Raw genomic sequence first — 19,188 nt, 5'->3', positions numbered from 1 at the left:
ATTCATTGGGCTCCTTTAAAATAAAGGAAACACTATTAAGCGATTTTAAGCTCCCTTGCTTGCAAGGGGGCTTTTTTATTTTTTTTAGGGGATAGGCCCGATGAAAAAACAAAAACTAATCACTATTAATAGATTTGTGCTTACCAAATGAAATCAATACGATCTTTTAGGAGGTTTTTATAGATGACAAAATATATTTTTGTTACAGGCGGAGTTGTATCTTCTTTAGGAAAAGGGATTACAGCTGCTTCACTTGGCCGCTTATTGAAAAACAGAGGCTTGAAAGTGACAATCCAAAAATTTGACCCATACATCAATGTGGACCCGGGAACGATGAGTCCTTATCAACATGGTGAAGTTTTCGTAACAGATGATGGTGCAGAAACAGATTTAGACTTAGGCCATTATGAGCGTTTTATTGATATCAATTTATCTAAGCTTTCCAATGTAACAACAGGTAAAGTTTACTCTCACGTGTTAAAGAAAGAGCGCCGCGGAGACTATTTAGGCGGAACGGTGCAAGTAATCCCGCATATTACGAATGAGATTAAAGAGCGGATTTTGAAAGCTGGCCATGATACAAATGCGGATGTCGTTATTACCGAAATTGGCGGAACAGTAGGGGATATTGAATCCTTGCCATTCCTGGAAGCGATTCGTCAAATTAAGAGTGATATTGGCAGCGATAACGTTCTATACATTCACTGTACATTGATTCCTTACCTTAAAGCTGCTGGTGAAATGAAAACAAAGCCTACACAGCACAGTGTTAAAGAATTGCGCAGCTTAGGTATTCAGCCAAATATTATCGTCGTGCGTACAGAATTACCAATCTCTCAGGATATGAAAGACAAACTTGCTCTGTTCTGTGACATTGATAAAAATTCTGTCATCGAGTGCCGTGATGCAGAAACTTTATATTCCATTCCATTGGATCTTCAGGCACAAGGAATGGACGAAATTGTTTGTAACCATTTGAAATTGCAAACAAACGATGCAGATATGACAGAATGGAAAGAGTTGCTACATAAAGTAACGAATCTGACCAAAGAAGTGAAAATCGGTCTTGTTGGAAAATATGTAGAGCTTCAAGATGCCTATATTTCTGTAGTAGAAGCATTAAAACATGCCGGCTATGCATTTGATGCAGATGTGAAGATTAAATGGATTAACGCAGAGCATGTAAATAAAGAGAATGTAAATGAAATGCTTGATGATGTGGATGGTATTTTGGTGCCGGGCGGATTTGGAGACCGTGGTGTTGAAGGAAAAATCCTGGCAACCGAATATGCCCGCACTAACAAAAAGCCGTTCTTTGGAATCTGTCTTGGTATGCAGTTAGCATCCATTGAATTTGCACGTAACGTTCTTGGGTTAAAAGATGCTCATTCTTCTGAGCTTAATCCGGAAACGACAAACCCAATCATTGACTTACTTCCTGAACAAATTGATATCGAGGACCTTGGCGGGACGCTTAGACTTGGTTTATATCCATGTAAAATTGTTCCTGGAACGAAAACATTTGAAGCTTATCAAGATGAAGTGGTATATGAGCGCCACCGCCATCGTTATGAGTTCAACAACCATTACCGCGAAGATATGGAGAAACAAGGCTTTATCTTCTCAGGTACCAGCCCGGATGGACGTCTGGTAGAAATTATTGAATTGAAGGATCATCCTTGGTTCATTGCTTCTCAATTCCATCCAGAATTCAAATCAAGACCACAGCGTCCGCAGCCATTGTTCCGTGAATTCATTCATGCATCACTAGGCGAAAAATAATAAAAATAAAGGTGTACAGAAAATCAGTTACTACTGATAGCTCTGTACACCTTTTTTATTTTCGAGTGATTTTTTACTCAAAAGTGATATTTGTACTCATAAGGGCGATTAAATATACAATTCGTCCTATAAAGGTTCAATAAATTGGAAAACGCTCATCTGAAAAGGCTATTCAATTAGTTGAAATTATAAAATTTCAACTAACCTCAATCGTCCAAACTTACAACTTTATATAGTAAACGAAATCATTATCAGAAAACTTTTATCAAACAAAAACAGACAAGAAACTTGCTGGTATGCGCTTACGTAATGTAAAGTTATTTTTTGGCCAAGCAGGATAATTATTCTTCTTCATATTCCTTAATGATTTCATCGATTGACAGAGTGATTCCCTGATAAACGAAGAGGGCGGCTGCAAGGGTGGGAATCCCGCTTCTTGTTCCATCCTCATTTGGAATAAGACCTCGTGTTGCTTTTAAATCAATATGGATATCTGCCAGATTGGCAAGGTTCGGCGTATTGATATCATCTGCAGCAGGAGCCAGGGAAACGGCAACAAAAGGGATACGCTGTCCGTTTAAGGATTCAGCTAAAGCAACTGCTTCCGGTTCGGTTGCAGTTCGTGCAAAAATGATGGCGCGGTCTCGTTGCTCGATTTGAGCCATATATTGGCCGTTATACAATCGCTTCACGCCTTTGATCGGTTCAGGTCCATCGATTGCCTGGCTGATAATCCCATCCATTTCTTTAAAACCATGAAGATAAACAATACCATGGCTGACTAAAGCCTGAGCTAATAATCTCGCTGCGTCCTCCATATTTTCCTGTTCATCTTGTTCAATTTTTTTATAAATACCAGTTAATTGAGTTAAATATATTTTCAGCATTTGGGTCAACTCCTGATTTTAATAGTAATAGATGCTTTCATTTTTACTGTTTTTACAGCATTAAAATGATAAGTTCCTGTCAAAGTATAAATGCTTGAACGTAAATTGTCGAAAGACAATTTCGTTTGAATAAAGGTATTATTTACCTATTAGTAGAACTTATAGATTTAAGTGTCTTATTTATACAGGCTAACGGAAAGAAGGAGCTGTGTAAAATGAATGAAAAAATTTTAATTGTTGATGATCAATTTGGCATCCGTATTTTGCTGAATGAAGTACTGCAGCAGGAAGGATATCAAACATTTCTGGCGGCAAATGGAGAGCAGGCATTGGCGCTCCAGAAAAGTGAATCACCAGATTTAGTGTTGCTGGATATGAAAATTCCCGGTATGGACGGAATTGAGATTTTAAAAAGAATGAAAGAAGAAGATCAGGGCATTCGTGTATTAATTATGACAGCGTATGGAGAATTAGATATGATTCAGGAAGCGATGAACCTGGGAGCCTTGACTCATTTTGCAAAACCATTTGATATTGATGATATTAGGAAAGCGGTAAAGGATCATTTACCGGTTGCTAAAATTGACAGTTAAATGTACATTTTGCACACTTGTTGATAGTTTGAGGACAAGTTGATATGCTAGAGATAACTTCCCTCTGACGCTTTTTGCAGAAGGGGGAATACATATCGATCCATTAGGGAAAATGATAAGGGAAGCCGTTTGGCTCGAGCTTATTATTAACAAGGAGGAAGAAAAATGCCTTTAGTATCAATGACTGAAATGCTGAACAAAGCAAAAGAAGAAGGATATGCAGTTGGACAATTTAATATCAATAATCTAGAGTATACCCAAGCTATTCTTCAAGCTGCTGAGGAAGAAAAATCTCCAGTAATCTTAGGGGTTTCTGAAGGGGCAGCTCGTTACATGGGCGGTTTTAAAGTGTGTGTAGCAATGACAAAAGCCTTAATGGAAGAATACAAGACAACAGTTCCAGTTGCTATTCACTTAGACCACGGTTCCAGCTTTGAAAAATGTAAAGAAGCTGTTGATGCAGGATTCACTTCCGTTATGATTGATGCTTCTCATCACCCATACGAAGAGAATATTGAAATTACTTCTAAAGTGGTTGAATATGCTCATGCAAATGGTGTTTCTGTTGAAGCAGAACTTGGAACAGTTGGCGGACAAGAAGATGACGTAGTAGCTGATGGCGTTATCTATGCTGACGTTGAAGAGTGTAAAGATCTTGTAAAACGTACAAATATCGACTGTCTTGCTCCAGCGTTAGGCTCTGTTCACGGACCTTACAAAGGTGAACCGAAATTAGGTTTCAAAGAGATGGAAGAAATCGGAAAAGAAACTGGTATGCCATTAGTACTTCACGGTGGATCCGGTATTCCTTTACACGATATCCAAAAAGCTATTTCTCTTGGAACAGCTAAAATTAATGTAAATACTGAAAACCAAATCACTTCTGCTAAAGCGGTACGTGAAGTATTGGCTGCGGACAAAGAAGTATACGATCCACGTAAATACCTTGGACCAGCTCGTGAAGCAATTAAAGAAACGGTTATCGGTAAAATTCGTGAATTCGGTTCTAATAACAAAGCATAAAAGATATCTTTACGAGAGGATGCCACTCATCATGGGATCCTCTTTTTTACTATACATAATTTTGGTTAAATCATACGTTTTTAAAGGTGAAATTATTTGCTCAAAATGGAGAACAATGACACAATATAAAAGACATAGAAATTCATTCAAGGAGGAATTTAAATGAAGTTTTTTATAGATACAGCAAACTTAAATGAAATTAAAGAGGCCCATGCACTTGGTATTTTGGCAGGTGTAACAACGAACCCATCATTAGTTGCGAAGGAAAAAGATGTTTCTTTCCATGATCGTCTGCGTGAAATAACAGCGTTGGTACCTGGTTCTGTAAGTGCAGAGGTTATTGCACTGGATGCGGAAGGTATGATTCGTGAGGGTAAAGAATTAGCTGAGATTGCTCCGAACATCACAGTAAAAGTACCAATGACTCCAGACGGATTAAAAGCAGTTCATGCATTGACTGAAGCAGGAATCAAAACAAACGTAACTTTAATTTTTAATGCCAATCAGGCTTTATTAGCTGCTAGAGCAGGTGCAACATATGTTTCTCCTTTTATCGGAAGATTAGATGATATTGGACAAAATGGACTTGATTTAATAGCTGAAATTGCAGAAATCTTTGCAATCCATGATATCGATTCAGAGATTATTGCAGCAAGTATCCGTCATCCACAGCATGTGACGCAAGCAGCACTTCGCGGCGCACATATTGCAACGGTTCCTTATAACGTAATTCTTCAAATTTGTAAGCATCCGCTAACAGACAAAGGAATTGAAGCATTCCTTAAGGATTGGGAAACAAGAACAGAAAAATAATCGTGGTAAAATATGTATGAATGATCCGAGCTTGTGAAATAATTTGACAGACTAGCTTTAATTCAGGTGATTTTTGTGGTAATATTTACCTTATTCTCGCCGGACGGATAAAATCACATCAAGGGCGCAGAAGGGAGTTATTATGGAAAAGCTTAAAATAGCGGGTGGGTATCCGCTAAAAGGGGAAGTTCGCATAAGTGGTGCAAAGAATAGTGCAGTTGCTTTAATACCAGCAACTATTCTTGCTGACTCATCTGTAACAATTGAGGGGCTTCCAAATATCTCTGACGTAGAAATGCTTAAAGGATTACTTGAAGAAATCGGCGGTCAGGTAACACTTGACTCAACTGAAATGACTGTTGATCCGAGTAAGATGATATCAATGCCTCTTCCAAACGGAAGGGTCAAACAATTACGTGCCTCCTATTATTTAATGGGAGCGATGCTCGGTAAATTTAAGAAAGCAGTTATTGGCTTGCCGGGGGGATGCTATTTGGGACCTCGCCCAATTGATCAGCATATCAAAGGATTTGAAGCTCTCGGTGCTCAGGTAACAAATGAGCAGGGGGCAATCTATTTGCGTGCTGAAGAATTACGTGGAGCCCGAATCTACCTGGATGTTGTCAGCGTAGGAGCAACGATTAATATCATGCTCGCAGCTGTATTAGCTAAAGGCAAAACCATTATTGAAAATGCTGCGAAAGAGCCGGAAATTATCGATGTTGCAACATTGTTAACGAATATGGGAGCCCGTATCAAAGGTGCAGGTACGGATGTCATTCGTATCGAGGGTGTCGAAAAACTTCATGGTTGCAGACATACCATTATTCCTGACCGTATCGAGGCAGGAACCTATATGATTGTTGCCGCAGCAGTTGGAGAAGGTATATTGATTGATAATGTAATACCGCAGCATCTTGAATCCCTGATTGCAAAGCTAAGAGAAATGGGAATTGATATTGAAGAGCGGGACGACCAGATTTATATACCGAAGGCTGAAAAATTAAAAGCAGTAGATATAAAAACCCTTGTATATCCTGGTTTCCCTACGGATTTACAGCAGCCCTTAACAGCATTATTGACGAAGGCTACTGGATCTTCCGTTGTTACGGATACCATATATGGATCTCGATTTAAACATATAGATGAATTAAGCAGGATGAACGCCGATATTAAGGTAGAAGGCCGTTCTGCAATTATTAATGGACCTGTTCAGCTTAATGGAGCAAAAGTGAAGGCAAGTGATTTGCGCGCCGGAGCTGCTTTAATTATTGCTGGTCTATTAGCAGAGGGAGTTACCGAAATAACCGGTGTCGAGCATATCGATCGGGGATACAGCTTTATAGTGGACAAGCTTTCAGGACTGGGAGCGACCATATGGAGAGAACAATTATCGCCGAGAGAGATTGAGCAGCTTAAGAATTCTTAATGTAACAATCTAAATAAGAAACCAAATTTGGTTATGAAAACGTAATTTAGATAAAAATAGTAGTTCCTCCAGGTGAAAATCTGGAGGACTTTATTATAAAAATTATGAAATTGTGATATATTGAGAATGTTGCAATAGTTTTAAAAACCTCTATGTGATGTTAATAGTTGAAGTCTGAATCAAAAGCGAGTAAAATGGATTTGTTTTTGAGAAAAAAATAGAATAGAATATAATTGCTAATGAAAGCAACAAATGGTTTACGTGGATTTAAACCGCAACTCATCCTTTTACCTTCCTAAATATTTTCTTCTTGATAACCCTATCCATGTAGTAATAAACAAATCACTAAAATCAATCTAATTAATTTACTGAAGTGTGGTGTCATAATGGAATTAACAATTTCCGATTTAGAGAATTTAAAGCTAAAAGAGCTTTATGAACAAGCTAAAAAGTATAAAGTGTCCTATTATAGTAAGCTGACAAAGAAAGAATTGATCTTTGCCATCTTAAAAGCTCAGGCGGAGCGAGATGGGTACCTATTCATGGAAGGTGTTTTAGAAATCATTCCATCTGAAGGGTTTGGATTCCTAAGACCGATCAATTACTCACCAAGTTCAGAGGATATCTATATTTCGGCATCTCAGATTCGCCGATTTGATCTAAGAAACGGTGATAAAGTATCCGGTAAGGTACGTCCTCCAAAAGAAAATGAACGGTATTATGGATTATTGCATGTTGAAGCAGTGAATGGGGATAATCCTGAATCAGCTAAGGAGAGGGTGCATTTCCCTGCATTAACTCCGCTGTATCCTGATCGTCAGGTTGTACTTGAAACAACTCCCCGCAATGTATCTACACGTGTAATGGATATCGTAGCACCTGTTGGTTTTGGGCAACGTGGATTGATTGTCGCACCTCCAAAGGCTGGTAAAACGATGCTTCTTAAAGAAATTGCCAATGCCATTACAACGAATCACCCGGATGCGGAATTAATCGTCCTTTTAATTGACGAGCGTCCTGAGGAAGTAACAGATATCGAGCGATCTGTACAGGCAGATGTAGTGAGCTCAACATTTGATGAGGTTCCTGAAAACCATATCAAAGTAGCAGAGCTTGTATTAGAGCGTGCTATGCGTCTGGTTGAGCATAAACGAGATGTTATTATTTTAATGGATAGTATAACAAGATTGGCACGTGCTTATAACCTAGTAATCCCTCCAAGCGGCAGAACATTGTCAGGTGGGATTGACCCGGCGGCATTTCACCGTCCGAAGCGTTTCTTTGGAGCTGCACGTAATATTGAAGAAGGCGGTAGCTTAACCATTTTAGCAACAGCTCTTGTGGATACAGGTTCAAGAATGGATGACGTTATTTACGAAGAATTTAAAGGAACGGGTAATATGGAGCTTCACCTGGATCGCTCACTAGCAGAAAGAAGAATATTCCCTGCTATTGATATTCGCCGATCTGGGACAAGGAAAGAGGAGCTTATTATTCCGAAAGACCATTTGGAAAAATTATGGGCTATTCGCAAAACGATGTCAGATATGCCTGATTTTGCTGAGCGTCTGTTACGAAAACTTAAACAAACTAAAACCAACCAAGAATTCTTTCAATACCTCGATGACGAGATGAAAAAGTCAACGGGCGGATCGAAAAGAATCTTGTAATAGTAGCAGTAGCTGTTGATTTAAAATAACACGTCTGTTATAATATCTTGAGTGTGCTTATACTAAAAAGAGCACGCTTGATAACTCTGTTTCGAAAGACTCAGGGCGGAAGGAGTGGAAAAGATGAAAACAGGAATTCACCCTAATTACAAAACAGCAACTGTTAAATGTGCTTGTGGTAATGAATTTGTAACTGGCTCTGTTAAAGAAGAGGTGCGCGTAGAGGTTTGCAATGAATGCCACCCATTCTACACTGGACGTCAAAAGTTTGCTTCTGCTGATGGACGTGTTGAGCGTTTCAACAAGAAGTATGGTTTCAAATCCCAACAACAAGAACAATAATTTTGATTTTCGGAAACAGGCAGCGGGTAAGCCGCTTGCCTGTTTTTTTGCTTTAAGGCAGACACAGGCTAATGTACTGAGAAAAACATGTTGGTCTGTGTTTGTATGTTTTTAGAGGAGTTATATCAATTTTTTAACAACAAAGGTCTCTATTAACAAATGATAAAAAATCTTTTCTTGAGCAGTTTATGATGTATAATTATCTATTGGTATAGTAAATGCAGGAATGTTACAAGCAAAATCCTAATGAACCTAGTAAAGACAGGAAGGGAGACCCCAACACATGTACGAAACGAAACAATTTGGCTGGATAGAATTAATTTGTGGCAGCATGTTTTCCGGAAAATCTGAAGAACTGATTCGCAGGGTAAGGAGAGCGGTCTTTGCTAAGCAATCCATTGCTGTTTTCAAACCGGCTATTGATAATCGATACAGTGAGGAAGCGGTGGTTTCCCACAATGGAACTTCTGTTATTGCCAAAGGCATTACGCATTCATCCCATATCTTCGATCATATAGATTTAGATACAGATTTAATTGCCATTGATGAAGTGCAGTTTTTTGACGAAGAAATTGTACAGGTTGCTCAGCATTTGGCAGACAGCGGCTATCGAGTAATCCTGGCTGGCCTTGATCAGGATTTTAGAGGAGAGCCATTCGGGCCGATGCCGGAGTTAATGTGCCTGGCAGAACAGGTAACAAAACTACAGGCAGTTTGTTCCGTATGCGGATCCCCTGCAAGCCGGACGCAGCGTTTGATTGATAAGAAGCCTGCAGGCTATGAGGACCCTGTTATTTTAGTGGGTGCATCGGAATCCTATGAGCCAAGATGCCGTCATCATCATGAAGTACCAGGCAAACAAGAAACGGTACATACACCGATTAACGGTGGTATCGAAAACATAAAAACAAACAGGCTTTAAAAGGAATGAACACCTCCGGAGGAATAAGTGGAATTTGGGGGTGTTTTTGTATGTCAGAAATAAAAGGGTATGGCAGATTAAAGGATGTATGTTCATCTTTGCCGTCTCTTTTTTTCGTTTCCGTCTGATTGTGGTACAATAAACAAATCAAATACTGAGGTAAAAACCTCTTTTAAAAACCTGTTAATGAGGTGAAGAAATTGATCGATCGTTTACAAGCGGTAGAAGACCGATATGACAAATTAAATGAGCTTTTGAGTGACCCGGAAATCGTAAATGACACTAAAAAGCTTCGCGAATATTCCAAGGAACAATCAGATATTCAGGAGACTGTCTTTGCGTATCGAGAATATAAAGATGTACGTTCCCAATTTGTTGATGCGAAAGCAATGCTTGAAGAGAAGCTGGATGCTGAAATGCGTGAAATGGTGAAGGAAGAAGTAGATGAACTTTCCGGACAAATGAAAGAGTTGGAAGAAAAGCTTAAAGTATTGCTAATTCCCAAAGATCCTAATGATGATAAAAACGTTATTATGGAAATTCGCGGAGCAGCCGGCGGTGATGAAGCGGCCCTATTCGCAGGAAGTCTTTATAGAATGTACAGCCGTTATGCTGAGGCACAAGGATGGAAGATTGATGTAATGGATTCAAATCCAACGGGGCTTGGCGGTTATAAAGAAATCATCTTTATGATTAATGGAAATGGCGCATACTCCAAGATGAAATTCGAAAACGGTGCCCATCGTGTACAACGTGTCCCTGAAACAGAATCAGGCGGTCGTATTCACACATCAACAGCGACTGTGGCTTGCTTACCGGAGGCAGAAGAGGTTGAGGTTGAAGTTCATGACAAAGATATCCGTGTAGATACGTTTGCATCCAGCGGACCGGGCGGACAAAGTGTTAACACTACCATGTCAGCTGTACGTCTTACTCACGTTCCTACGGGGATTGTTGTATCCTGCCAGGATGAAAAATCCCAGATTAAAAACAAAGAGAAAGCAATGAAAGTATTGCGTGCTCGTATTTATGATAAATTCCAGCAGGAAGCACAGGCTGAGTATGACAGTGCTCGTAAATCTGCAGTCGGAACAGGGGATCGCTCAGAACGTATCCGTACGTATAATTATCCGCAAAACCGTGTTACAGATCACCGCATTGGATTAACCATTCAAAAGCTGGATCAAATCATGGAAGGCAAATTGGATGAAGTGATTGATGCATTGATTGTTGAGGACCAGGCTAGCCGTCTTCAAAATGCGGAGGATTAAGAATGATGAAAGTGTATGAAGCTCTTCGATGGGCTTCTTCTTTTTTAAGGGAGAATGGCCGTGATGAAAATGCTGGAGAATGGCTGTTGATGAATCAGCTGGGTCTATCCCGTGCTCAAATGCTTGCGAATATGCATGATGAGTTAACGGAAGAGGAAGAAGCTATCTTTATAAAGGATGTAAAAAAGCATGGAATCGAAGCAGTACCTGTGCAGCATATAATTGGCAGCGAGGAGTTTTATGGCAGGACATTTCTGGTGAATGGAGATGTATTGATTCCGCGTCCTGAAACGGAAGAGCTGATATTTCATGCCTTAGCTAAACTAAAAAAGCTTTTTAGTCCTGAAGAGAAGCTGGACATGGCTGATATTGGGACAGGTAGCGGGATTATTGCGATTACGATGGCATTGGAATGTCCTGATATGAAAGTGACGGCTGTCGATTTGTCAGAGAAAGCATTGAAACAGGCAGCTGAAAATGCTCAACGCCTTCAGGCTGAGGTGGCGTTCTTGCAGGGGGATTTGCTCAAACCATTAATAGATGCTGGTAAAAGGGTGAATGTTCTTCTTTCTAATCCTCCTTATATTCCTGAATCAGATCATGCAATCCTTTCGGATGTGGTTAAAAACCATGAACCTCATCTCGCCTTGTTTGCTGGAAATGATGGTTTGGATTGTTACCGCCAAATTACATCAGATCTGCCCAATGTACTTACAGACAAAGCATTGGTTGGATTTGAAGTAGGCGCCGGTCAGGGAGAGCAAGTAGCAGAACTAATGCAAGCTGTTTACCCTGAAGCCCATGTAGAAGTCCTGTTCGATATCAACGGAAAAGATCGAATGGTCTTTGGCGAAATAAAAAGCTGAAACGGCTTGATCAGAAGCGAGGAGCATAAGACAGGGGCTCGGAGGGAGGTGCTCTTCCCTCCCGCAGAGGTCATGCTTATGTCCTGAGCTTCTAGCCGTTGAAGCTAGATTACATAAAAAGCTGAAGAGCCTGTATCGATGAACGAAGACTAAGAACGCCACGTCCTGTGGCAATGTCTTCATGACCAACATCCTGTAGGCCCGCGACGAGCATAAGATGAATACTCGGAGGGAGGCGTTCTTCCCTCCTGTAGAGTATTTGCTTATGACTCGAGCTCCTAGGCCCAGAAGCTGGATTACATAAAAAGCTGAGGAGGCGACTGCCCAGCTCCGACAAGCATAAGGAGAGGCATGAAGGGAGGCTATTAAGGAACAAAGACTAAGAACGCCACATCGTGTGGCAACGTCTTTGTGATCAACTTCCTGTTGACCTCCGTAGTGGCTATCCTTATGACCTCGAGGAGCTAGGAGTCGAAGCTAGATTCTCAAAAATCCGAGATACCGTGTGCCCTGAAAAGATAGATTCCCAATATCTCCTTCTGCTAACATCCCGTAGTCTTTTCCACTTAAAGTCAATTCCATTCGGTCGCCGCTTTCCATCTCAAACGTCGCATAATACCAGGTACTGGACGAATTGTCACTTCCTCTGCTCTCTGATCGTTTGGTGACAACCTTAGCAACTACATTCAGCCTGGGCTGTTTATTATTATGACTCCATTTAGATAGGCTTTTGATGATAATAAATAGAAAAGTGCCAATGACTAAAATAAAAATAATACCAAAGATGATTGGAAATCCAGTTAAAAAAATGCCAAAGAACCCACCATCATCCATCAAAAAATTATCCATTTTTATACTCTCCCTTCCCTTAATTTCAAGAATGCGGTAAATAAAACGCAGTAGAAATAAAATTCAGATAATTATAGTTTAAGATAGAAAAAAACTGTCCACACTGTTTGTAAGTGAAGGGACGGTGTTTACGATGATGGCAAAAAAATATTTGCCTTTAATATATATTGTATTACTTTGTGCGGCAACAATGACTGGAATGATTACACCGAAAAACAGTTCTTCTGCGACAGAAACAGAGGTTCAAGTAATCCCGAATGAAGCGATCCGCTTACGGATCTTAGCAAACAGTAATAAAGAAGCTGACCAGGAATTGAAACGATCCATCAGGGATGAGGTCAATAAAGAAATTAACAAATGGGTAGCAGAATTAACTTCAATTGAGGAAGCCAGAAAAGTGATTGGTTCCCGTTTGTCTGATATAGAAGCTATAGCTGAAGATGTTATGGTCAAAGAAGGTAATGTACAAAAGATACAGGTTGATTTTGGTGAAACTGTTTTTCCAACTAAGCTATATGGACAATATTTATATCCGGCAGGCAAGTATGAAGCTATTAAAATCACATTGGGTGAGGGTCAAGGTGAGAACTGGTGGTGCGTCCTTTTCCCGCCGCTATGCTTTCTGGATTTCAACAGCGGAACAGCTGTAGCAAATGATTCAGCGTATGAAGAGTCAGCTGAAGAAGTTGAGCCAGTTAATAATAGTATGAACGAGGAAACTGCAGAACAAACGCAAACGGATGATCAAAAAATACAACCGATTAAGACTGCCGCCCAAACGGATAAATCGATTGAAAAGGCAGAAGATCAAGAAACGCAAATGGATTACGAGAACCAGTCTGAAGAAGCCGGACAAGATATCGCCCCTCCTGTTTATGAAAATCAGGATGAAGAGCCGGTTAAGGTGAAATTCTTTTTAAAAGAGATCTTGAAGGATTTGTTTTGAGAAACAGAATAGTACTCGGAGCAAATCAAGTTAAAAGTACAAATAGGAAGTGTTGTGCTGGAGCCGAAGTGGTTTCAGAATAGAGCGGGAAACTGGGAAATACCAGCCGAAGTTGAACAGAATTCAGCCGAACTGGCATAGAATTCAGCTGAATTTGCCAAAATAGCAGCCAACCGGATAATCAGCCTGATCCGGTTCTATTTTCCCTATTAATTCATATCCATATAGTAGTTGTGATTTGATAGTGAAGGGAGAATAGAAGGTGTATTATTTATCTATATCAAAAAGTACCGATATTGAAGGAATTGAGCGGTTTGCGGCACCTCAAGGAGTTGAGCTGCATCATGAAGACATTAGTTCAGGAAAATTTGTTTTATTAAAAGAAGAAGGCTCTATTAAAGGAATGATTGGTCTGGAGCCATGTGGAGATTATGGGGTGCTTAGGTCTTTTCTGTTTAAAGAGGAGGCTCAGGTGCAAGTACCTGCCCTGTTTGAAACGATCTTGGCTTTAGCAAAGGAAAAAGGGTTGAAAAAGATATTTCTGATATCGAATAAACTGCAAGCGTTAGGATTTTTTGAGGCTCTTCAATTTGAAAGAGTGAAAAACGGGGAGATTCCTAAAGACGTAAGAGATTCCTCGGTTGTGGAAAAGGTGTGGACAATAAACGAAACATATATCATGGAAAGAGCCCTATAAGGATGAAATTATCCACGATTTTATTGGCTTTATTCACAGACTGTGGATAAAGCTTGTTTTATTGTATAAATTCTTTTATACTTGCAAGGTGATTTTGTGAAAAATGTCGAGGAATCCTTATTTAATAAGTAATTTATAGAGAATGTTGTAGATTGGTGGCAGGTGATAATAGTGGAAACAAAAATGTGGACAGTGGATAAAATTGTGGATAAAGAAGAGGGTTATCCACAATTGATGGATGCGGCCCAAAAATTGAAAGCCGGAGAGCTGATTGCTTTTCCGACTGAAACGGTTTATGGACTTGGAGCAAATGCTTTACTTGGAGGGTCTGTAGCAGCTATTTATGAGGCGAAGGGAAGACCGAGTGATAATCCTTTAATCGTCCATATTGGAGAAAAGGAACAGGTTCATGGATTGGTGGGAGAAATTCCTGCAGTCGCAGATAAACTAATGGAACAATTTTGGCCAGGTCCGTTGACGCTAATTTTCCAAAAGAAAGAGGGCGTGTTCCCGGATGTTGTAACAGCAGGTCTTTCATCAGTAGCGATCCGAATGCCGGATCATCCGGTGGCATTGGATTTACTGAAAAAGGCGGGCTGTCCCACAGCCGCGCCAAGTGCAAATCTGTCTGGTAAACCAAGTCCGACAACAGCAGAGCATGTTCGCGAGGATTTAGATGGTAAAATTGCTGGGATCGTGGATGGAGGTCCAACTGGGGTTGGCTTGGAATCAACAGTACTTGATGTGACTGGCAGTATTCCGCAAATACTTAGACCTGGTGGTATTACGCGTGAACAACTGGAGAAGGTAGTCGGTGAAGTGTCTGTGGACCCTGGCTTGGTGAAGGACAGTGATGCACCGAAAGCTCCCGGTATGAAATATACACATTACGCACCGAAAGCCCCATTGACCTTGGTTGAGGGTACCCCTCAGTTTATCCAAACATTAATAAATGAAGAGCGGGACTTAGGTAAGCGAGTGGGTGTGTACACGGTTGACGAACATGCCCATTTGTATGAAGCTGATGTTATTATTACTGGCGGAAGCCGTGAGCAGCTGGACACTGTGGCTGAAAAAATGTATGGAGTGCTGCGCCAATTTGATAAAGAGCAGCCAGATCTAATTTTCGGAGAAGTGTATCCGGAGGATGGGATTGGGATTGCAATCATGAATCGCTTGAAGAAAGCGGCAGGAGGAAGAATCATCACACAAGACAAGTTCTAATTGATCCGGGACAGGCATATGTTTATTTAGGCTGGTCCCGGGAGGTTACTTGGATGGAACAAACGATGGTTGAATTTTTTGGCCTGCTTTTTATGGCTTTCGCACTCGGAATGGATGCCTTCTCAATTGGATTGGGAATGGGATCGTACAAGCTGAGGCTTAAGCAAGTACTCATCATTGGTTTTACTGTTGGTATTTTTCATGTGTGGATGCCGCTCTTGGGTATCTTTTCAGGAAAGTTATTATCCGCTCAGTTTGGATTGTTTGCCTCATACGCCGGTGCTGGTTTATTACTATTTCTTGGCTTGCAAATGCTGCTCACTGGAATTCAGGGTAAAGGTGAAACGGTTGTGGCTCCAGTTGGAACAGGATTGATTCTATTTGCGATAAGTGTCAGTTTGGATAGTTTCTCAGTTGGACTGAGCCTCGGAATGCTGGGATCCCGAGCGCTGATGACCATCCTGTGCTTTGGCTTTGCCGCCTTTTTCTTGACGGTGTCAGGGTTGTTGTTAGGGAGAAGAGTACATACATATCTCGGCAAATACAGCCTTGTTTTTGGGGGGAGCATCATGTTTGCGGTTGGGTTAAAGATCATCCTGCACCTGCATGGATAAAGATGTGTATCAGATTAATCTGATACATTTTTTTATTGTCCGTAAATATTCTATAATGGGGACAGGAGGGAAAATACGTTGAAGAATATTTTATTCGTTTGTACAGGAAATACATGTCGAAGTCCTATGGCAGAAGCTATTTTGCGAAATTATAATCTGTCTGATATAGAAGTAAAATCAGCAGGGGTTTATGCCTATGGGGGTCAAATGGCATCTGAGTATACGGTTACGGTACTTGATAAACACAAAATTGCGCAGGACCATGCCTCATCTCCATTAAAAGGAGAAGACATCGAGTGGGCAACCTATGTATTAACGATGACAGAAGGCCATAAGCAGTTAATTGCTTCGCATTACCCTCAGGCGATTGAAAAGACGTTTACATTAAAGGAATTTGTAAGTGACGATCCTGGGAACAGAGATATTTCAGATCCATTCGGGGGTAATGAACAAGTATATGAGCAAACTTTCCATGAATTATCTAAATGGATTAAAAAGCTTGTGGAAAAATTAAAAGACTAGATTTAGGATAGAAACTGTGCAGTTCAAATTGAAGGGAGCCATGTTACCATGAAAGTTATCATTGCATCAGATCACGGTGGAATAAATATAAGAAAAGAAATTATGAACCTAATGGAAGAGCTTGAGATCCAATATGAGGATTTTGGATGCGATTGTGAAACATCTGTTGATTATCCGGATTATGCGTTGCCTGTTGCTGAAAGAGTGGCAAAAGGAGAATTTGACAGAGGGATTTTGATCTGCGGTACTGGAATCGGAATGAGCATCGCGGCGAATAAAGTAAAAGGAATTCGTGCAGCATTGGTACATGATATGTTTAGTGCCCAAGCTACAAGAGCTCATAATAACAGTAACGTACTAACAATGGGAGAGCGTGTAATTGGTCCTGGTTTAGCCAGAGAAATTGCCCGCGTTTGGCTGACAACGGAATTTGAAGGCGGCCGCCATGAAACACGGATTGGAAAAATAGCTGAGGCAGAAAAATAAATCTTAGAAGGGCAGTAGAAGAATGAGTGAGATTAATTTAAAAGAAATAAAAACTCAGGTGACTGCCATTCTCGAAGATTTGGAAGCTCATTTTCCGATGAATGGCCGTTTGTTGGTAATTGGCTGCAGTACAAGTGAAGTAATCGGAAAGCGAATTGGTACAAGCGGGACGATGGAAGTGGCACAAGCAATCTTTGAGGCCATATATGATTTTTCTAAACAAAAGGGAGTCTACTTGGCTTTTCAGGGTTGTGAACATATTAATAGGGCTCTGATTATTGAACGAAAGACGGCTATTCAATATAATCTGGATGAAGTATCAGTTGTGCCTGCCCGGAATGCGGGTGGAGCATTGGCCGCTTGTGCATTTGCTAATTTCGAGAATGCAGTTGTGGTTGAGCATATTTGTGCTGATGCAGGCATCGATATTGGGGATACAATGATTGGAATGCATCTGAAGCATGTTGCAGTCCCGTTGCGTTCAGCGATTAGAGAGATTGGGAAGGCGCATGTAACATTTGCTATGACCCGGCCGAAACTGATAGGTGGGCCGAGAGCTCAATATGATAGAGTAAATATTAGAGAAATGTAAGAATTATACGTCAATGGAATAAATGACTATTGTCCTTTTTCGTGCTAGAATTGAAGGGATTAAATTGAAGATTTGTCCGTTTTGACGAAAAGGGAGGAAGCTATAAGATGAGGCATTTGCAAAAGCAAGACTCGCAAGTATTTGATGCAATTCAACAAGAATTGGACAGACAACGCGGTAAGATTGAGCTGATTGCTTCAGAAAACTTTGTCAGCGAAGCAGTAATGGAAGCTCAAGGATCCGTGCTTACGAATAAGTATGCGGAAGGATATCCAGGCAGACGCTATTACGGCGGCTGTGAATATGTGGACGTAGTTGAGGATTTGGCTAGGGAACGTGCCAAAAAGATATTTGGCGCGGAGCATGCAAACGTACAGCCACATTCAGGCGCTCAAGCAAATATGGCTGTTTACTTTACGATTTTGAATCCAGGAGATACGGTACTTGGAATGAACCTATCCCACGGAGGCCACTTAACTCACGGAAGCCCTGTAAACTTCAGCGGAATCCAATACAATTTTGTTGAATACGGTGTTGATGAAAAAACCCATCTTATAAATTACGAGGATGTTAGAGAGAAAGCAATCCAATGTAAGCCTAAATTGATTGTTGCCGGTGCGAGTGCGTATCCACGTTCAATTGATTTCAAGAAATTCCGTGAAATTGCAGATGAAGTAGGCGCCTATTTAATGGTGGACATGGCTCATATTGCAGGGCTTGTTGCAGCCGGTTTGCACCCAAGTCCAGTTCCTTATGCGGAATTCGTCACGACGACAACTCACAAGACATTGCGCGGACCACGCGGAGGAATGATCCTTTGCAGAGAAGAGTTTGCCAAGAAAATAGACAAGTCCATTTTCCCTGGTATTCAGGGAGGACCTCTAATGCATGTAATTGCTGCAAAAGCAGTGGCATTTGGCGAGGCACTTCAGGATTCCTTTACAGATTATGCAAAGGAAATTATAGAGAATGCAAAACGCCTTGGTGAAAGTCTGCAGAAGGAAGGACTTACGCTCGTTTCAGGCGGTACAGATAATCACTTATTATTAATCGATGTCCGCTCCATCAACTTAACTGGTAAAGTAGCAGAAAAGGTACTGGACGATATTGGTATTACAGTGAACAAAAATACGATTCCATTTGACCCAGAAAGCCCATTTGTAACGAGTGGGGTTCGTATTGGAACAGCGGCTGTTACAAGCCGTGGATTCAAATTGGAGGATATGGATGAAATCGCGGCAATCATCAGTCTCGCCCTCAAGAACCATGAGGACGAAGAGAAACTGAAAGAAGCTGCAGAGCGAGTGACTAAGCTATCTGGAAAATATGAATTATACCCTGAGTATTAAGGGTGAATAGAAGAGGTGTTGGTGAGTCTGATAGGACTTATTGACACCTCTTTTTATGATGTTTGGCAGTATAACATGTCGTTTTATATGGTTTGGGCAAAACGATGCTGAATGGGGATCAATGAGCCTGGAAATTTAGGAATGGCTGGAATGAGGAGTGTTTTGGCTGGTAAAATCCGTGGTTCGGCTGAATTAATATTAAAATTGGCTGGAATAATTGCCGCATTGGCTCAATTAATTCTCATTTCCGCTCAATTCACGGAAATTTCACATCCATTTACGTTTCTTTAACGATTTTAACACTTTAAAAA

General features: G+C 40.7%; 21 protein-coding genes. 19 read left to right on the top strand and 2 right to left on the bottom strand.

From position 1 onward, the window contains the following. Window positions 1-183 precede the first annotated feature (183 nt). A complete protein-coding gene (pyrG, locus tag AC4BHP_RS13755; protein WP_066109361.1) occupies window positions 184-1,782 on the top strand; it encodes a CTP synthase in 1,599 nt (532 codons plus the stop codon). A gap of 341 nt (window positions 1,783-2,123) precedes the next feature. Here pyrG and AC4BHP_RS13750 read toward each other — a convergent pair whose 3' ends face one another. Continuing rightward, window positions 2,124-2,669: a DUF2529 family protein gene (locus AC4BHP_RS13750; RefSeq protein ID WP_066109358.1), complete on the bottom strand. Its 546-nt coding sequence runs from the start codon at window positions 2,667-2,669 to the stop codon at window positions 2,124-2,126. Between the two features lie 215 nt (window positions 2,670-2,884). Between AC4BHP_RS13750 and AC4BHP_RS13745 the strand changes: the two genes are divergently transcribed. From AC4BHP_RS13745 to prmC, 9 genes are all read left to right on the top strand, one after another. Further along, window positions 2,885-3,262 carry a response regulator gene (locus AC4BHP_RS13745; protein WP_066109355.1) on the top strand — a complete coding sequence of 126 codons (378 nt, stop codon included), beginning with the start codon at window positions 2,885-2,887 and terminating at the stop codon, window positions 3,260-3,262. A 165-nt stretch (window positions 3,263-3,427) separates the two neighbouring features. Next, window positions 3,428-4,285 (top strand): class II fructose-bisphosphate aldolase, encoded by an 858-nt coding sequence (locus tag AC4BHP_RS13740; RefSeq protein ID WP_066109352.1) that lies wholly within the window; start codon window positions 3,428-3,430, stop codon window positions 4,283-4,285. Between the two features lie 162 nt (window positions 4,286-4,447). Further along, the gene (fsa, locus tag AC4BHP_RS13735; RefSeq protein ID WP_066109349.1) at window positions 4,448-5,098 is read left to right on the top strand and encodes a fructose-6-phosphate aldolase; all 651 of its coding nucleotides are present in this window, start codon (window positions 4,448-4,450) and stop codon (window positions 5,096-5,098) included. 142 nt (window positions 5,099-5,240) lie between these two features. After that, window positions 5,241-6,527 (top strand): UDP-N-acetylglucosamine 1-carboxyvinyltransferase, encoded by a 1,287-nt coding sequence (gene murA, locus AC4BHP_RS13730; RefSeq protein ID WP_066109346.1) that lies wholly within the window; start codon window positions 5,241-5,243, stop codon window positions 6,525-6,527. Between the two features lie 386 nt (window positions 6,528-6,913). After that, window positions 6,914-8,197, top strand: coding sequence for a transcription termination factor Rho (rho, locus tag AC4BHP_RS13725; protein ID WP_066109343.1), 1,284 nt, complete (start codon window positions 6,914-6,916; stop codon window positions 8,195-8,197). A 123-nt stretch (window positions 8,198-8,320) separates the two neighbouring features. Further along, a complete protein-coding gene (gene rpmE / locus AC4BHP_RS13720) occupies window positions 8,321-8,539 on the top strand; it encodes a 50S ribosomal protein L31 (protein WP_066109340.1) in 219 nt (72 codons plus the stop codon). Between the two features lie 283 nt (window positions 8,540-8,822). Continuing rightward, window positions 8,823-9,461: a thymidine kinase gene (locus tag AC4BHP_RS13715; protein ID WP_066109338.1), complete on the top strand. Its 639-nt coding sequence runs from the start codon at window positions 8,823-8,825 to the stop codon at window positions 9,459-9,461. A 200-nt stretch (window positions 9,462-9,661) separates the two neighbouring features. Continuing rightward, entirely contained in the window at window positions 9,662-10,732 is a 1,071-nt protein-coding gene (gene prfA, locus AC4BHP_RS13710; protein WP_066109335.1) for a peptide chain release factor 1, read from the top strand. Window positions 10,733-10,737: 5 nt separating this feature from the next. After that, the gene (gene prmC / locus AC4BHP_RS13705; RefSeq protein ID WP_139892342.1) at window positions 10,738-11,598 is read left to right on the top strand and encodes a peptide chain release factor N(5)-glutamine methyltransferase; all 861 of its coding nucleotides are present in this window, start codon (window positions 10,738-10,740) and stop codon (window positions 11,596-11,598) included. Between the two features lie 477 nt (window positions 11,599-12,075). On the opposite strand, the gene AC4BHP_RS13700 is transcribed toward prmC, so the two are convergent. After that, window positions 12,076-12,447, bottom strand: coding sequence for a DUF2500 domain-containing protein (locus AC4BHP_RS13700; protein ID WP_066109332.1), 372 nt, complete (start codon window positions 12,445-12,447; stop codon window positions 12,076-12,078). A 133-nt stretch (window positions 12,448-12,580) separates the two neighbouring features. Between AC4BHP_RS13700 and spoIIR the strand changes: the two genes are divergently transcribed. The 9 genes from spoIIR (at window position 12,581) to AC4BHP_RS13655 (ending at window position 19,168) form a co-directional block, all read left to right on the top strand. Next, window positions 12,581-13,393, top strand: coding sequence for a stage II sporulation protein R (gene spoIIR, locus AC4BHP_RS13695; RefSeq protein ID WP_306821554.1), 813 nt, complete (start codon window positions 12,581-12,583; stop codon window positions 13,391-13,393). 262 nt (window positions 13,394-13,655) lie between these two features. Further along, window positions 13,656-14,090 carry a GNAT family N-acetyltransferase gene (locus AC4BHP_RS13690; protein ID WP_066109331.1) on the top strand — a complete coding sequence of 145 codons (435 nt, stop codon included), beginning with the start codon at window positions 13,656-13,658 and terminating at the stop codon, window positions 14,088-14,090. Window positions 14,091-14,261: 171 nt separating this feature from the next. Next, on the top strand, window positions 14,262-15,314 hold the full coding sequence (locus AC4BHP_RS13685; protein WP_066109328.1) for an L-threonylcarbamoyladenylate synthase: 1,053 nt from the start codon (window positions 14,262-14,264) through the stop codon (window positions 15,312-15,314). Between the two features lie 53 nt (window positions 15,315-15,367). Further along, on the top strand, window positions 15,368-15,928 hold the full coding sequence (locus tag AC4BHP_RS13680) for a manganese efflux pump MntP (RefSeq protein WP_066109327.1): 561 nt from the start codon (window positions 15,368-15,370) through the stop codon (window positions 15,926-15,928). A gap of 78 nt (window positions 15,929-16,006) precedes the next feature. Next, entirely contained in the window at window positions 16,007-16,450 is a 444-nt protein-coding gene (locus tag AC4BHP_RS13675; protein ID WP_490552827.1) for a low molecular weight protein arginine phosphatase, read from the top strand. A 48-nt stretch (window positions 16,451-16,498) separates the two neighbouring features. Further along, window positions 16,499-16,936, top strand: a complete 438-nt coding sequence (gene rpiB / locus AC4BHP_RS13670; RefSeq protein ID WP_066109324.1) for a ribose 5-phosphate isomerase B — start codon at window positions 16,499-16,501, stop codon at window positions 16,934-16,936. Window positions 16,937-16,958: 22 nt separating this feature from the next. Continuing rightward, entirely contained in the window at window positions 16,959-17,528 is a 570-nt protein-coding gene (locus AC4BHP_RS13665; RefSeq protein WP_066109323.1) for a TIGR01440 family protein, read from the top strand. A gap of 107 nt (window positions 17,529-17,635) precedes the next feature. Beyond that, window positions 17,636-18,877, top strand: coding sequence for a serine hydroxymethyltransferase (glyA, locus tag AC4BHP_RS13660; RefSeq protein ID WP_066109321.1), 1,242 nt, complete (start codon window positions 17,636-17,638; stop codon window positions 18,875-18,877). A gap of 141 nt (window positions 18,878-19,018) precedes the next feature. Next, window positions 19,019-19,168 carry a hypothetical protein gene (locus tag AC4BHP_RS13655; RefSeq protein ID WP_180349970.1) on the top strand — a complete coding sequence of 50 codons (150 nt, stop codon included), beginning with the start codon at window positions 19,019-19,021 and terminating at the stop codon, window positions 19,166-19,168. Window positions 19,169-19,188: the final 20 nt, after the last annotated feature.

It is taken from the genome of Pradoshia sp. Z4_20, assembly GCF_058216035.1.
This window is presented reverse-complemented; position numbering and strand designations above follow the sequence as displayed.

Bases quoted from the DNA above. Each gene is read 5' to 3' on its own strand.
- pyrG (WP_066109361.1), top strand. From the start codon at position 184: ATGACAAAATATATTTTTGTTACAGGCGGAGTTGTATCTTCTTTAGGA.
- AC4BHP_RS13750 (WP_066109358.1), bottom strand. From the start codon at position 2,669: ATGCTGAAAATATATTTAACTCAATTAACTGGTATTTATAAAAAAATT.
- AC4BHP_RS13745 (WP_066109355.1), top strand. From the start codon at position 2,885: ATGAATGAAAAAATTTTAATTGTTGATGATCAATTTGGCATCCGTATT.
- AC4BHP_RS13740 (WP_066109352.1), top strand. From the start codon at position 3,428: ATGCCTTTAGTATCAATGACTGAAATGCTGAACAAAGCAAAAGAAGAA.
- fsa (WP_066109349.1), top strand. From the start codon at position 4,448: ATGAAGTTTTTTATAGATACAGCAAACTTAAATGAAATTAAAGAGGCC.
- murA (WP_066109346.1), top strand. From the start codon at position 5,241: ATGGAAAAGCTTAAAATAGCGGGTGGGTATCCGCTAAAAGGGGAAGTT.
- rho (WP_066109343.1), top strand. From the start codon at position 6,914: ATGGAATTAACAATTTCCGATTTAGAGAATTTAAAGCTAAAAGAGCTT.
- rpmE (WP_066109340.1), top strand. From the start codon at position 8,321: ATGAAAACAGGAATTCACCCTAATTACAAAACAGCAACTGTTAAATGT.
- AC4BHP_RS13715 (WP_066109338.1), top strand. From the start codon at position 8,823: ATGTACGAAACGAAACAATTTGGCTGGATAGAATTAATTTGTGGCAGC.
- prmC (WP_139892342.1), top strand. From the start codon at position 10,738: ATGAAAGTGTATGAAGCTCTTCGATGGGCTTCTTCTTTTTTAAGGGAG.
- AC4BHP_RS13700 (WP_066109332.1), bottom strand. From the start codon at position 12,447: ATGGATAATTTTTTGATGGATGATGGTGGGTTCTTTGGCATTTTTTTA.
- spoIIR (WP_306821554.1), top strand. From the start codon at position 12,581: ATGATGGCAAAAAAATATTTGCCTTTAATATATATTGTATTACTTTGT.
- AC4BHP_RS13680 (WP_066109327.1), top strand. From the start codon at position 15,368: ATGGAACAAACGATGGTTGAATTTTTTGGCCTGCTTTTTATGGCTTTC.
- rpiB (WP_066109324.1), top strand. From the start codon at position 16,499: ATGAAAGTTATCATTGCATCAGATCACGGTGGAATAAATATAAGAAAA.
- AC4BHP_RS13665 (WP_066109323.1), top strand. From the start codon at position 16,959: ATGAGTGAGATTAATTTAAAAGAAATAAAAACTCAGGTGACTGCCATT.
- glyA (WP_066109321.1), top strand. From the start codon at position 17,636: ATGAGGCATTTGCAAAAGCAAGACTCGCAAGTATTTGATGCAATTCAA.
- AC4BHP_RS13655 (WP_180349970.1), top strand. From the start codon at position 19,019: ATGGCTGGAATGAGGAGTGTTTTGGCTGGTAAAATCCGTGGTTCGGCT.